Origin of the sequence: Sphingobacterium daejeonense (genome assembly GCF_901472535.1) — a bacterium.
Lineage (GTDB): Bacteria > Bacteroidota > Bacteroidia > Sphingobacteriales > Sphingobacteriaceae > Sphingobacterium > Sphingobacterium daejeonense.
Map to the genome: position 1 here is coordinate 4,533,584 of NZ_LR590470.1, position 15,157 is coordinate 4,548,740.

Here is a 15,157-nt window from a genome sequence, read left to right on the forward strand (position 1 = left end):
CTACGATCAAGAATATTTCATAACCCTTAGATTCCCCAGCATGTTTGTTGGGGACTTTTTTTTGAATTATTAATTCCTATTATTCTCATTATTGTAGATGCTGAGGTAGCTATCATATCTAGACGGTTCTATTTCTCCTTTTTCGAGTGCTTCGAGGACTGCGCAGCCGGGTTCATTGATATGCCTGCAATTATGGAATTTGCATTGGTTGAGGAGCATTCTCATTTCGGGGAAGAAGTGTGAGAGCTCTTGGGGTTCTATATCTACGATTCCGAGTTCTCGGATTCCGGGCGTATCGATGAGTTTCCCTCCAAATGGAAGGTCTATCATTTCGGCAAAAGTGGTGGTATGCTTTCCTTTATCGGACCAATCGGATATATTGCCGGTCTTGAGCTCCAATCCCGGGGTCAAGGCATTGATCAATGTTGATTTTCCTACTCCGGAGTGGCCTGACACCAAGGTGATTTTATCTTTTAACACCTGTTTGAGATCTTCGATATTCTGTTTTTCTAGGGCGGATACGGTATAGCATGGATAGCCTAGGGACTCATATATATCGACATATTCGGCCAATATTTCCAGACCTTCATCTGAGAAGAGGTCTAATTTATTGAATACTATTCCGGCGGGGATGGAGTATGCTTCCGCAGTTACGAGGAATCGGTCGATAAAGCCTGTTGAAGTTGGTGGGGATGCCAATGTAACGACCAATAACGCAAGATCTAGATTAGCGCCGATGATTTGAGTTTGTTTTGAAAGATTTACAGAGCGGCGTATGATATAGTTTTTGCGGGGTTCCAGCTTGGTGATTACAGCACTCTGCTGTCCTAGTTCCACTTCAAACTCGACCCAGTCGCCCACAGCGATTGGATTTGTAGTTTTTGATACCGTGGGTTCTGAACTTACCTTTGATCCTACATTCATACCTATTCCCCTTTTCATCCAAAACCTGGTACCAGCTACCTGTTGATTTAGTTACTATTCCGCGCATATCTGTTTTCCATATTTTTTAAAAATACAAGCTCCTGACACAAAAATGGAAAAAAATAATTAATCTTTAGGTCTATTTGATTTTGTTAACTTTGTTATACAGCTAAAAAACTGAGAATTTGAAAAAGTTATTTCTTTTAGACGGGATGGCACTGATTTATCGTGCCTATTTTGCATTGAGCAAGACTCCACGTATTACTTCATACGGACTGAACACAGGTGCTATTATGGGTTTTACCAATACGCTACTTGAAGTTTTGAACAATCAAAAGCCTACACATATAGCTGTTGTATTTGATACGGCAGCACCTACCAATCGACATTTAGAATTTGAGGCCTATAAAGCCCAGCGTCAGCAGATGCCGGAGGACCTGGCAGCTTCCATTCCTTATATATTCAGGCTTATCGAAGGGTTTAATATCCCAATAATCACGAAGGATGGTTACGAAGCTGATGATATTATTGGGACTTTGGCAAAAAAAGGCGAGAAACTGGATTATACTGTTTATTGTATGACACCAGACAAGGATTTTGGCCAATTGGTTTCAGAAAATATCTTTATTTATAAACCTGCCCGTATGGGTAATGGTGCGGAAACATTGGGTGTTACCGAGATATTGGATAAATGGGAAATCAACCATGTCCATGAGGTGATTGACATATTGGGTTTATGGGGTGATGCCGTCGACAATATCCCAGGGATACCGGGTATTGGTGAAAAAACCGCAAAAAAGTTGATTCAGGAATTTGGGTCGATAGAAAACCTGATCCAGAACACCGACAAGCTCAAGGGCAAGTTGAAGGAAAATGTCGAGAACCATGCAGAACAAGGTTTGATTTCAAAGAAGCTGGCGACGATCTTATTGGATGTTCCGGTGGATTTCGATGAGCAATCCTTGGAGCTAGAGAAGCCAAACAAAGATGTTTTGGAGCCTCTTTTTGTCGAACTGGAGTTTCGGACTTTAGGGAAGCGAGTTTTTGGAGATGACTTCAGCATGCTGGAACATGCCAATCCAAAAGCAGGACAGATGGATCTATTTGCCGTCCATGAGGATGGCAACCTTGCTGGTGCAACTTCTTCCCAGACTACTGCAAGCACAGAACCGGTAGCATTTACAAATATCCACAATACCAACCATGAATATATTCTGTTGGATACCGAGGAGAAACAAAGGGAATTTGCAGAACGGTTGAGTAAAGAAAAATCATTCAGCTTTGATACGGAAACCACGGGTTTAGACGCTTTACAGGCAGAATTGGTTGGTTTTTCTTTTAGTATCAAGCCACAGGAAGCTTATTATGTCCCGGTTTCTGCAGATCCGGTGGAGGCTCAGAGGACTGCCGATATTTTCAAGGGGGTTTTGGAAAATGAGGAGATTGAAAAGGTAGGTCAGAATTTAAAATACGATATACTATTGTTGTCAAGGTATGGCATCGATGTTCGAGGCGACTTTTTTGATACGATGCTTGCCCATTACCTGATTGATCCCGACACTAGGCATAATATGGATTTTCTTTCGGAGACCTATTTGAATTATACACCGGTTTCTATTACAGAATTAATCGGCGGAAAGGGCAAGAATCAAGGCAATATGAGAGATGTGGAGATTGAATTGGTGAAGGAGTATGCATCTGAGGATGCTGATATTACCTTACAGCTTCGCAACAAGTTTGCTCCTCTTTTAGAGGACAGTTTTACCCATGATTTGGCGAAAAAGGTAGAATTTCCATTATTGAAGGTTTTGTCTACGATTGAACGTAATGGTGTAAAGATCGATGTTGACACTTTGCAATTGTTTTCGAAGGAGATTGAAAAAGAGGTAAAGCAGTTGGAGCAGCAGATTTATGAGAAGGCTGGTGTTTCCTTTAACATTGCATCACCGAAGCAGTTGGGCGAAGTTTTGTTTGACAAATTGCAATTGGACCCGAAAGCGAAGAAAACTAAAACAGGTCAATACAAAACTGGTGAGGATGTATTATTGGCTTTGGCCAACAAGTCTGATATTGTACAGGACATCTTGGATTTCAGGCAATTGCAGAAGTTGAAATCGACGTATGTTGACTCCTTGCCTAATTTGATCAATCCACATACGGGGTTGATTCACACATCTTATAACCAAGCGGTTGCTGCGACAGGGAGATTAAGTTCTACGAATCCAAATCTACAGAATATCCCTATCCGTACTGCTCGGGGTCGGGAGGTCAGGAAGGCATTTATCAGTAGGGATGAAAACTGGACTTTGTTATCTGCGGATTATTCTCAGATCGAGTTGAGGTTGATGGCAGAACTTAGCCAGGATGTGAATATGTTGGAGGCGTTTAAGCAGGGACTAGATATTCATAAAGCCACTGCGGCCAGGGTTTATGGCGTAGCGCTGGAGGAAGTCAGTTCTGATATGCGTAGAAACGCGAAGGCAGTAAACTTCGGGATTATATACGGTCAGTCAGCATTTGGTTTGTCCCAGAACTTGGGCATCAGCCGTAAGGAAGCTGCCGAGATCATAGAACAATACTTCAGTCAATATACGGGCATCCGGAAATACATGGGTGAGGTAATTGAGTTTGCGAAGGAGAACGGCTATGTTGAAACTATATTGAAGCGAAGACGTTATTTAAGGGATATCAACTCTGCGAACATGACGGTTCGGGGATTTGCGGAGCGCAATGCGATCAATGCTCCGATTCAAGGTTCTGCAGCAGATTTAATAAAAATCGCGATGATCAATATTCAGAAAGATATTGAGGATAGAGGCCTTGAAGGGAAAATGATTATGCAGGTTCATGATGAGCTTGTGTTTGATGTTCCGAACCATGAGATTTCCGTTTTCAAGGAGATTATTGAGGATCGGATGAAAAATGCGATTGAACTTCAGGTACCGATAGAAGTAGAGATTGGCGAGGGCAAAAATTGGCTGGAAGCACATTAATGAAAAAGGCAATTGTACTTATTGGATTTATCATTATGTTCCTGTGTGTTTATTCTCAGGAGCAAAAGCAGGTTTTTTTTGAATCCGCAGGCGATAAATTGGTAAGGTTTTATTTTGATGAAAATTATTACCTAGTTGACAAGAACTGTGAATTCAAAAGTATAGAACGATTAGCTGCCTTTGATGGTTCAACTAATAAATACATAGGTTCGTTTACGGATTTTGACCTTAATGGCCGGCCCATTCTTGAGGGAAACTATGTAAATGGAGAACGGTCGGGTTTATTCAAGGCTTATCATCCCAATGGCTCCATAAAATGGGAGTGTAATTTTTCGAACAACTTGCCTTCTGGCGAATGGCGATATTATTATCCGGACAGCAAGTTGATGATGGTCGTATTGTTTTTTCCGGAAACGGCTAGGATAATGGAGTTTTACGATACTCGAGGTAGAGCGGTTGTGCATCAGGGGAACGGTCGTTTTGAGTTCAGGGTTCCTGTGCAGGGATATAATCCTTATGGTTATCCATTTGTAAAGCAGAAAGGCAAGCTCAAGGAAGGTGTTCCTGACGGTTATTGGCAGATTTATTACGAGGCAGATAAGATTTCGGATTTGATCGCTGAAGAAATGTATTCTAAAGGGGTTTTTAAATCTGGGGTTGACCTGATCAACGAAAGGGAGTATGAGTCTCCGACTTTCAGTCTGTTGCCGGTGGAGAAATTCTTCAGGGCGGAGCGCTTTATCTCCAAGAGCTGCAATTATGATGAGATTGCGGGGTATATAGATTATTTGATGGATCAGCTTTCCGAGCCATTCATAACGTATGAACCGAAGGGGACAATCGATGATGAATTTGAATATATAGTTCAGGTAAGCAAAGAAGGTTCTCCATCAAAACTGGAGATCATTGATGACGTCCCTAAAGAAATAAGTAGGCCATTTAAATATATATTGACAACTATTGAACGTTACATTCCTTCCTTTGTAAATGGTGAATATATTGAAGATGAACTCCATATCAAGGGTAAGGTGGCTATTAATGCTGCGGGGAAGATTTATTTTCACAGCATTTCTATCCAAAGGAAGAATGAACAATAGGACATTTATATAGAATATTTATATTTGCACAAATTATAATTCATGAAATTTCACAAAGAAGGCTATACCAGTTTAGCAATAGTAGTATTATTTATTTTTATAATAAATGCCATTGCTCATTATTATGATGCAGGGGATACTGTGAAATGGTTAGTTTATATTGTTTCTGGTTTTTTACTGCTTACGATTTTACAATTCTTCAGGAGTCCAATAAAAAAGATTACCATTGATGAGTCAACGGTTTTATGTCCTGCAGATGGCAAGGTCGTGGTAATTGAGGAAACGGAGGAGACGGAATATTTGAAAGATCGTCGGATTCAAGTTTCTATTTTCATGTCGCCTATCAATGTTCATGTGAACAGAAATCCTATTTCAGGGGTTATTTCCTTTTTCAAATATCATCCAGGCAAATTCCTTGTTGCTTGGCACCCCAAAATCATCGACAGACAATGAGCGCACGACGGTTGTTGTGAAGAACAGTTCTGGTGTTGAGGTTTTATTTCGTCAGATAGCAGGAGCTATGGCAAGGAGGATTGTATGGTATGTGAAAGAAGGCCAAGAAGTTCAACAAGGGCAAGAGTTCGGTTTTATAAAATTCGGTTCACGTGTGGATTTGTTTCTGCCTCTAGATTCCAAGATCAATGTTAATATCGGGGATAAAGTGACCGGTGGTAAGACGATTATCGCTGAATTCAATAAATAAACATAGGCAATCCCTAAAAATGGGTAAAACCATGAATTTCCGTACACTCATCTTAGTCATAAGTTTTGTATTCTCGCTGCTCTTGTCAGGGATGAACTATTATTATGAGCGGGATTTCCCTACCTTTTCCTTTATTCTGATCTTAAGTTTTGTCCTTTCCTTCAGTTTATTGAATTATGTTTTCCAGAAGTTTGTTTATGAACGGATTAAGTCTGTTTATAAGTTGATTCATAATCTAAAGTTGGGCAAGGAGTTGAAAGATGCTTTGGGTGACCATAAGTCTGAGAATCCTATCGGCGATGCTGAGAAGGAAGTTCGGGATTGGGCGAAGCAAAAAACGATCGAGATCAACCAATTAAAAGCTCAGGAAAAAATTCAGGAAGGAATTTCTCTCCAATATTTCCCATGAATTCAAGACTCCCTTATTTGCTATCCAGGGTTATATTGAGACTTTGCAGGATGGGATGCTGGAGGACAACCCAGATATGGCGGTAAATTTTCTGAACAAGGCTTCCCGCAATTTGGACAGATTGAGCTATTTGATCCATGACCTGGATGAAATCGCGAAATTGGAGTCTGGCGAGGTGTCTATTGTCAAGGAAAAATTCGATCTGGTTGCCCTGATCAAGGAAACGATCGATGATTTGGAATATAAGGCCAAGGAGAACAAAATCAGCTTGAATTTCAACCCCAAGGGAAATCAAGCTATTCAGGTAAAAGGTGATCGAAAAAAAATCCAGCAAGTTTTGATCAACTTGATTGACAACTCCATAAAATACGGGAACAAAGGGGGGCAAACAAATATCAAGGTTCATTTATTAATAGATCAGGTTCTGATCGAAATAACAGATAATGGACAGGGGATCGAGGAAAAAAATCTCCCACGCGTTTTTGAGCGCTTTTTCAGGACAGATAAGAGCAGGTCGCGGGATATTGGAGGATCAGGATTAGGACTAGCTATTGTAAAACATATTATAGAGGCCCATCAACAGAATGTACATGTTCGTAGTACCGAAGGGATTGGAACTACCTTTTCCTTTACCTTGGAAAAGGCATAAAACTGGTCTTTTATAAAAACTTAACATTAACTTAACATTAAGTGCATAATTTTGCGCTACTTAAAACACATGTTATGTCTTTGAACAGCATTTTTCAATACTTTGTCCCAAAGGACAAGAAATTTTTCCCATTATTTGAACAAGCCGGCTCTAATTTAATTGAAATGGCCAAGCTTTTAAAAGAGAGTGTTCACACGACCGATCTTCAATTAAGAACCGACAATTCCAAGTTGTTGGAGGATCTAGAACATAAGGGGGACAACCTAACCCATCAGATTCATTTAGAATTAGGCAAGAACTTTATTACACCCTTTGACCGTGAGGATATCCATGCCTTGGCGAGTTCATTGGACGATGTTGCAGATTTTATCCATGGTGCATCCAACCGTATGGAATTATATAAGGTAACTGAAACGAGCGATGCGATGAAAGAGATTTCAAGTTTGATCTTGGAGGCTACGGAGCATGTTGCCAAGGCACTGTTTGAATTGAAGGATTTAAAGAACATCAGAAACATCACCGATTCTTGTGTACGCATCAACAGCGTTGAGAACAAGGCTGACTATATTTTTGACAAGGCTGTTGCAGAATTGTTCGAGTACGAGAAGGACGCGATCAACTTGATCAAGAACAAGGAAGTATTATCTGCTATGGAGGACGCGACCGACAAATGTGAGGATGTAGCCAATGTACTTGAGAGTATTTTAGTGAAGAACGCGTAATATTTACAAAGGAATTCACAATTATATTATATTATGGGTATAACCACATTATTAATTGTCGTTGTCGTTTTGGCGATTGCATTTGATTACATCAATGGATTTCACGATGCAGCCAATTCCATTGCGACTATCGTTTCGACCAAGGTACTGACACCATTTATGGCGGTATTATGGGCGGCACTATTCAATTTCGTTGCATATTTTGTTTTTACGGATCATAAGGTAGCCAACACGATTGCCAAGACGGTGATAGAGGAATATATTACGCTCGAGGTAATTTTTGCAGGTTTGGTTGCGGCGATTGCCTGGAACCTATTTACTTGGTATTATGGCATTCCATCGAGTTCGAGTCATACCTTGATTGGCGGTTTTGCTGGATCGGGGATGGCCTATGCGCTTTTCGTTGGGGCGAATCCTATTGATGCGATCAACTTGAGTGCAACTTTAAAGATTGTATCATTTATAGTCTTGGCTCCATTGGTGGGTATGATTATATCGATCATCATTACATTGATTATTATCAATATCTGTAAGAAAGCGAGGCCTGCTGTTGCAGAGAAATGGTTTAAGATCTTGCAATTGGTATCTTCGGGTGCGTTGAGCTTCGCGCACGGAGGTAACGACGCTCAAAAAGTTATGGGTATTATTGCTACGGCTTTGATAGCTCAGGGTGTGATAGGCAGTTTTGAGGAGATGCCGGAATGGGTTCCATTGACCTGTTATGCCGCTATTGCTGCCGGTACGATGAGTGGCGGATGGAAGATCGTGAAGACCATGGGTACGAAGATCACGAAGGTTACGCCATTGGAGGGTGTTAGTGCGGAGACTGCTGGAGCGATCACGTTGGGTATTACGGAGCATTTTGGTATTCCAGTATCGACGACTCATACGATTACGGGATCTATTATAGGAGTTGGTTTGGTTAAGCGTGTTTCGGCAGTGAGGTGGGGTGTGACGATCAGTTTATTATGGGCTTGGATCTTGACGATACCTGTCAGCGCCTTGTTGGGAGGGTTAACTTTGGCTATAATTCATTATATTCTGTAGTAAAAATCATACAGGGAGCTGTATTATTGCTATATTTATTGAATGATAATAAAGTTTTGACAAAAAATTTGTGTTATTTAATGTTAATAAGTATTTTTACGCGGCAAAAGCGTGTTAAATAAACATAATTATGAGCTTTTCTGGATTTAACATTTTTTGGCATCGTTATTGTTAAGTTATGTTAAATTGATTTTGAACAACTAGAAACAATTAAAAATTTTAATAACCTTAAAAAAAAGAGTATGAACTATTCTACAATTAAAAAAACAGCTGTTGCAGCTTCATTAGTAGCCGCTTTAGGTTTCGCAGAAACTGCACAAGCACAAACCCCAACTGTATTTGGTGGTAGATCACAATACAGAACTTGGTCAATCGGTGTTCAAGGTGGTATTACTACTCCTAACACTATCTTAGGTGGCCAAAACGGTTTCGGTCAAAAAGTTGGTTATTTCCAAAACAAAGTAGGTGAGTATTATGGATTAACTATCCGTAAACAATTCTCTCACTTATTCGGTTTAGAATTGGAAGGTAACCGTGGTCGTATCAAAACTTACAACCATGACTTAGTAACTGCTCCTGAGACTGCAAACGGTGCAAGATCTGCTGAGACTTCAGTTAACTGGGCAGCTAGCTTAAATGGTGTATTCCAATTGGGTACTATCGACTTCATGAGAAGAGAAAACGCTGTTAACTTCTACGCTAAAGTTGGTTTAGGTGTTATGGCTCACAACCCAGTACAATTCGCTAACAACGATTTCACTGGTAACGAAGTTTACAACAATGCAGGTAACTGGGGAGAAGAAATCTTCGGTGACCGTGAAAAAACTGGTGACAAAGACAACCGTTTAACAGGATTTATCCCAGTTGGTGTTGGTGTTAAATTCAAATTATCAGAAGTTGTTGCCTTGAACTTAGGTTACACAATGAACTTCACTGATGACAACTTGTTATACGGACCAGTTCGTTACGACGGAAAACAAAAATTCTCTAACGTATACGGTGGTTTAGAGTTCACTTTAGGTTCACGTGATAAAGAAAGCTTAACATTCACTAACCCAGTTGCTACATTATATGATGAGTTGAAAGACCCTTCATTACGTAACGAGGTTGAAGCATTGAAACAACGCGTATCTACATTAGAAGGTACTGTTGATCAATTAAGCAAAGATTCAGACGGTGACGGTGTATCTGATAAATTCGATAAATGTCCAGGTACTCCTGCTGGTACAGTAGTTGATGGTTCTGGATGTCCTATCAAATTCCCAGAAGCTCAGCAATTGACTGAAGGTTCTGCAGGATACTTCGCTCCAATTCAATTCGAATTCGATAGCTCAGTATTGAAAACTGAATCTTACTCTACTTTAGACAAATTGGCTAAAGAATTGAAAGACAACAACGCTACAGTTACTTTAGATGGTTATGCATCTGCTGAAGGTACTGAAGCTTACAACATGAACTTGTCAACTGACCGTGCTAACGCAGTAAAACAATACCTAGTTAACGCTGGTGTATCTGCATCAAGCATCACAGCTACAGGTTACGGTGAAGCTAACCCAGTTGCTTCTAACGACACTGAAGAAGGTCGCGTTCAAAACCGTCGTGTTGAGATCAAAAAATAATTGTTAGAAATTAACAATTTGAAATACAAAGAGCCAGCTGTTTCAGCTGGCTTTTTTTATGGTTAACAACCAAGTATTTACAATGTAATTACTTTTTAAACTTTACATTTGCAGAATCATGGAGTCTATAAATGTGAATATGTTGAAAACAATTGCATATTAAGATGTTCAAAAAATAGTATTTTCATTAAGGAATTGGAGAGTACGATAAAAATTTAAAAGAGGAGTATAATGGAAGAAGATTTTGAATTTGGGTCCCCTGAAGAACAAAAGATATCAGTGGATCGCTATGAGGAAATGCTTCGGAATGAAGATCAATACTTTTTTGATGCAAAAGCCTTTGAAAGCATAATAGACTATTATATTTCTAAGAACGATCCAATCAAAGGTCTACAGGTTATAGAATTTGCGTCTGCACAGCACCCTTTCGAGACCATGTTCTTGATCAAGAAGGCACAATTGCTGGCAAGCACGCTTCAATATGAACCTGCACTTGACGCTCTGAACAAAGCAGAACTACTGGAACCATCGGAAGGAGATATTTACCTGATCAAAGGTACCATTCTCTCTTCCCTACAGGAACATGCCCTTGCTGAGGAGAATTTCTTCAAAGCATTGGAGCTCAGTGATGCCAAGGATGAGGTCTATTACCAAATCGCTGGACTTTACCAGATGCAAGGGTCATATCAAAAGGCTATTACCTATCTCAAGAAATGCCTGAAGGTCAACATGGACAACCAGGAGGCTCTTTATGAGATAGCTTTTTGCTATGATGTCCTGGAACAGCAGCAAGAAAGTATTCAGTTTTACTTACAATATATCGATACGGACCCTTATTCTTATGCCGCATGGTATAATTTAGGGAATGCTTACCATAAATTGGGTGATTTCAACGCGGCGATCGATGCATATGACTATGCTATTTTGATCAATGAGAGTTTTTCATCCGCCTATTTTAACAAGGGCAATGCTTTGGTAAACTTGGATCGATATGCTGAGGCCATCGATGTTTATAAACAGACATTCGAGCATGAAACTCCAAATGCCGACACCTATTGTGCGATTGGAGAATGCTATGAGAAGTTGGAGCTGATGGACCAGGCAAGACAATTTTACAAAAAAGCGGTAAAACTGGACAGCAACCAAAGTGATGCCTGGTTTGGGATTGGCGTAACCTTGGATTTCGAGGAACGTTATTTTGAATCCTTGCATTTCTATAAAAAAGCATTGGAAATAGACGATGAGAATCCGGACTATTGGTTTGCCATTGCAGATGCTCGTTATAAGCTGAAGCAGTTTGAACAATCCATCGAGGCCTATTCTAAAGTTGTGGAATTAAATCCTACGGATGCGGAAGCATGGTTGGACTATTCATCGCTATTGTTTGAACAGAGCAGGTTGGATGAAGCCATTGAAGTGATTTCAGAAGCTATTAAATGTAATCTTGATGAGGCAACCCTTTATTATAGGATGGTTGCTTACATGTTTGCAGCAGGGAAATACACAGAAGCTTTGAGTTTCTTGGAGTTGGCTCTGAATGTTGAACCAGAGAAGCATTATATATTATTTGAATATTTACCTCAGCTACAGGGAAATCAAATAATCGTAGATATTATCAAGAAATATACAGAAGGAAGATGAAGCAATTAGGATTGATTGGCTATCCATTGGGCCACTCCTTCTCAAAAAAATATTATCAAGAGAAATTCAAGAACGAGGGTATAGACCATATTGATTATGATCTATACCCTATTTCTTCAATTACTGACTTCCCATCCCTGTATTTGAACAATTCGGATTTTTATGGTGTCAATGTGACTATTCCTTATAAAAAGGATGTCATGGCCTATTTAAATGAACTTTCAGAGGAAGCAGAGGAAATTGGGGCAGTAAATTGTATACAGATCAAGCATATTGATCAGGGAGTGTATCTGAAGGGCTTCAACACCGATGCTTATGGCTTTGAGATGTCCCTACGTCCACTGTTAAAACCACATCATCAGAAAGCGTTGGTTTTTGGAAACGGCGGGGCTACTAAAGCTGTTGTTTATTCCCTGAACCGCTTAGGGATAGCTTATCAAATCGTGAGCCGTACCAAAACTTCCGACAATCTTTCCTATTCAGATCTGAGTCCTGAAATTATCAAGGATCATTTGTTGTTGATCAACTGCACTCCTTTAGGTACATTTCCAAATATTGAAGAGCATCCTGACCTACCCTATGAAGCTATAGGTGCTGACCACCTTTTATATGATCTGATCTATAACCCTGAAGAGACCAGCTTTTTGAAAAAAGGAAAAGAAAAAGGTGCCATGATCAAAAATGGTTATGAGATGTTGGTCCTGCAGGCTGAAAAAAACTGGGAGATCTGGAATCAATAGATTCGGCCAATTGCTTAGAAATATTTCCTATTTTTGGATATGCTACATATCAAGACATTTGTATTCAACCCTTATCAGGAAAACACCTATTTAATTTATGATGATGCAAAAAACTGTATTGTCATTGATCCTGGAATGCACAATTATCAAGAAGAGAATCAGCTAAAAGATTATATAGACTCGAATGGTCTCAAACCTGTTCATTTGATCAATACACATGGCCATATTGACCATGTTTTGGGGAATAAATTTGTTGCAGAAAACCTATGGGTTGACCCCACAATTTCATGAAGGTGAATTGCCTTTGGTGATCCAGGTGCAGAATTATGCCCCCCAGATGGGCATACGATACGAGCCTTCACCGATTCCCGAGACTTTTTTGGACGAATCCGACATTATCCAACTTGGAGATGAGCAACTGTCCTTCATCTTGGCTCCGGGTCACTCCCCTGCTCACCTTTGTATTCACAGTTCAAAACACAACTTTTTGATTGGTGGTGATGTGCTTTTCAAGAACAGCATCGGTAGAACGGATCTTCCTGGCGGCAATCATCAGCAATTATTGAATAGCATTGCTACAAAGATCTACACATTGCCTGAAGAAACGGTTGTCTATCCGGGACATGGCCCTAGTACCACTGTTGGAGAAGAAAAAAGAACAAATCCATTTATACGAGCGTAAATCATGAAGCTCCCTTTATTTTTTGCGAAGCGATATCTCTTTTCGAAGAAGTCCGTCAATGCTATCAATATTATCTCATCGATCAGTATGATTGGAGTCTTGGTGAGCACGATGGCCTTGGTCATTGTACTTTCTTTTTACAATGGCTTGGAGAATTTTATCCTTTCGCAATACAGCACCTTTTCTCCAGAATTCCGGATCGAGCCGTCATCTGGCAAGGTGTTTTCTACACAGAGCGAATCTTTCAAAAAGATTAGATCATTACCGGAGATTTCATCTTACAGTGAAGTCCTTGAGGACAAGATATTGGCGGAGCACAACCAGCAACAGTTTATCGGTCGATTAAAAGGTGTAGAGCCCAAGAGCCTGCACCATGTAGCAAATGAACAGATGTTACTGGAAGGGAATTTGGAAGTAGAAATTGACAGTACAGCTTATGCTATTCTAGGGACTACGGTCCAAGCTAACCTGCAGGTACCCCTTCAGGGCAACGACAACCAAATCTTGCTTCATATACCTGACAAGAAAGCTTCTCCAAACAATATCAATCCGCTTGAGGATATTCGGTCACGTGTAATCCGGCCTAGTGCTATTCTAGGTTACCAACCGGGCTTTGAAGACCTGATCATTGTACCGATTGATTTCGCCAAGGATTTACTCAATGAACATGACAATATCTCTGCGATTGAGCTATATGGTCAGAACAACAATTCTTCTGCTCTACAAAAAGAAATACAGGATCTATTGGGCTCTGATTACATCGTCAAGAACCGGGAGCAGCAAAATCCTACTCTTTATAAAACCGTGAGGTCAGAGAAATGGATAGTATTCTTTATCGTAACGATTATAGGAATTATCGCCATCTTCAATATTATCGGTTCCTTGACGATGCTTGTTATTGATAAAAAGCAGGATATGGTGGTATTGAACAGTTTAGGAGCGAACAACAACCTTATCCAGAATATCTTTTTTTATCAGGGAATCTTGATTGCGCTTATTGGTTCGGTCATCGGTGCGTTTTTGGGTTTGGTATTCTGCTTGCTGCAGGAACAATTCGGATTTGTAACGACTAGCGAAGGGTCTTTATTTGATGCTTATCCTGTTGATATCAGGTATATGGATTTGGTATTGATTTTTGTGACGGTTATGGTCGTATCGACATTGGTATCATATATGGCTTCCAGGCTTAATATCCGTGGAATAAATAGGCGTGGTGCTTTGGAGTCGAATTAATACTTTAACCGTTCTCTACTGAAATCTCCCCTTTTGATCTGATTGATCAATTGTCCCCATGCAAAAGGATTTAACAGTGGATTTGCCATATTTTGGTTGATCGCTTTGTTTGACATATTGATATGTCTCTGAAAGGTATTGAAAGTTTGTATTTCTTCGGCGCTTCTAGGAACGATCTTCGAAAGGGATGCCAATGCTTGGGGAGACAAATTCCTTTTAGCGGTCATGACATCATCGCCACCAATATTGAGTGCAAGGAACTCCATATTGAATTCTTCGATACTTGCCCATGGCAATGGCGGCCCAACTGTTACGACTGGCAGTTCCTCAATGGTGGGCATCATTTCAATTCGGGTTGTAAATTTATCGGAGTCTACATTTGGAATGCTGATTCGCACTGATCTATATCCGATAGAAGAAAATACGATTTCATCGCCGACATGGGCTACAAAAGAGAAGAATCCTTCATGGTTGGCGGCAAAGGTTTCATTGCCATAGCTTTCATTCCTGATTGACACATACGGCACTGCTATTTCGGTCCCTTCTGCGATAATATACCCAGAAACTTGCACGACTTTTTTGTCCTGAGCATTCGTGCAAAGGGCAACTGTCAATAGAACAGCAAGAATGATATATTTTTGTAGGAATTTCATTTAGCAACAAAACTATGGAAAATCATACTTAAGATGCTGTTAAAT

At 40.1% G+C, this 15,157-nt stretch carries 13 protein-coding genes and 2 pseudogenes; 13 read left to right on the forward strand and 2 right to left on the reverse strand.

Annotated features, from left to right (window positions below):
* Nucleotides 1-69 precede the first annotated feature (69 nt).
* Nucleotides 70-991 (reverse strand): annotated as a pseudogene (gene rsgA, locus FGL31_RS21530) (ribosome small subunit-dependent GTPase A).
* 118 nt (nt 992-1,109) lie between these two features.
* Between rsgA and polA the strand changes: the two are divergent.
* The 13 genes and pseudogenes from polA (at nt 1,110) to FGL31_RS21585 (ending at nt 14,459) form a co-directional block, all read left to right on the forward strand.
* Complete coding sequence (polA, locus tag FGL31_RS21535; RefSeq protein ID WP_138094370.1) at nt 1,110-3,917, forward strand: DNA polymerase I; 2,808 nt, start codon at nt 1,110-1,112, stop codon at nt 3,915-3,917.
* Complete coding sequence (locus FGL31_RS21540) at nt 3,917-5,014, forward strand: toxin-antitoxin system YwqK family antitoxin (RefSeq protein ID WP_138094371.1); 1,098 nt, start codon at nt 3,917-3,919, stop codon at nt 5,012-5,014. The genes polA and FGL31_RS21540 overlap by 1 nt, the downstream gene beginning before the upstream one ends.
* A gap of 42 nt (nt 5,015-5,056) precedes the next feature.
* Nucleotides 5,057-5,717, forward strand: a pseudogene (locus FGL31_RS21545) (phosphatidylserine decarboxylase family protein).
* A 31-nt stretch (nt 5,718-5,748) separates the two neighbouring features.
* Complete coding sequence (locus tag FGL31_RS29435; protein WP_317131110.1) at nt 5,749-6,126, forward strand: hypothetical protein; 378 nt, start codon at nt 5,749-5,751, stop codon at nt 6,124-6,126.
* Nucleotides 6,127-6,148: 22 nt separating this feature from the next.
* On the forward strand, nt 6,149-6,775 hold the full coding sequence (locus FGL31_RS29440; protein ID WP_317131161.1) for a sensor histidine kinase: 627 nt from the start codon (nt 6,149-6,151) through the stop codon (nt 6,773-6,775).
* Nucleotides 6,776-6,849: 74 nt separating this feature from the next.
* Nucleotides 6,850-7,497, forward strand: coding sequence for a DUF47 domain-containing protein (locus FGL31_RS21555; protein ID WP_138094373.1), 648 nt, complete (start codon nt 6,850-6,852; stop codon nt 7,495-7,497).
* A gap of 33 nt (nt 7,498-7,530) precedes the next feature.
* Nucleotides 7,531-8,544 carry an inorganic phosphate transporter gene (locus FGL31_RS21560; protein ID WP_099370514.1) on the forward strand — a complete coding sequence of 338 codons (1,014 nt, stop codon included), beginning with the start codon at nt 7,531-7,533 and terminating at the stop codon, nt 8,542-8,544.
* A gap of 242 nt (nt 8,545-8,786) precedes the next feature.
* On the forward strand, nt 8,787-10,163 hold the full coding sequence (locus FGL31_RS21565; protein WP_138094375.1) for an OmpA family protein: 1,377 nt from the start codon (nt 8,787-8,789) through the stop codon (nt 10,161-10,163).
* A 231-nt stretch (nt 10,164-10,394) separates the two neighbouring features.
* Complete coding sequence (locus tag FGL31_RS21570; protein WP_138094377.1) at nt 10,395-11,804, forward strand: tetratricopeptide repeat protein; 1,410 nt, start codon at nt 10,395-10,397, stop codon at nt 11,802-11,804.
* Complete coding sequence (locus tag FGL31_RS21575; RefSeq protein ID WP_138094379.1) at nt 11,801-12,544, forward strand: shikimate dehydrogenase family protein; 744 nt, start codon at nt 11,801-11,803, stop codon at nt 12,542-12,544. Before FGL31_RS21570 ends, FGL31_RS21575 begins: the two co-directional genes overlap by 4 nt.
* Before the next feature lie 39 nt (nt 12,545-12,583).
* Nucleotides 12,584-12,835, forward strand: coding sequence for an MBL fold metallo-hydrolase (locus FGL31_RS29445; protein WP_317131111.1), 252 nt, complete (start codon nt 12,584-12,586; stop codon nt 12,833-12,835).
* A complete protein-coding gene (locus FGL31_RS29450) occupies nt 12,816-13,226 on the forward strand; it encodes an MBL fold metallo-hydrolase (protein WP_317131112.1) in 411 nt (136 codons plus the stop codon). Before FGL31_RS29445 ends, FGL31_RS29450 begins: the two co-directional genes overlap by 20 nt.
* Nucleotides 13,227-13,229: 3 nt before the next feature.
* Nucleotides 13,230-14,459, forward strand: a complete 1,230-nt coding sequence (locus tag FGL31_RS21585) for an ABC transporter permease (protein ID WP_138094381.1) — start codon at nt 13,230-13,232, stop codon at nt 14,457-14,459.
* Here FGL31_RS21585 and FGL31_RS21590 read toward each other — a convergent pair.
* The gene (locus FGL31_RS21590; protein ID WP_138094383.1) at nt 14,456-15,112 is read right to left on the reverse strand and encodes a peptidase associated/transthyretin-like domain-containing protein; all 657 of its coding nucleotides are present in this window, start codon (nt 15,110-15,112) and stop codon (nt 14,456-14,458) included. The genes FGL31_RS21585 and FGL31_RS21590 overlap by 4 nt on opposite strands.
* Nucleotides 15,113-15,157: the final 45 nt, after the last annotated feature.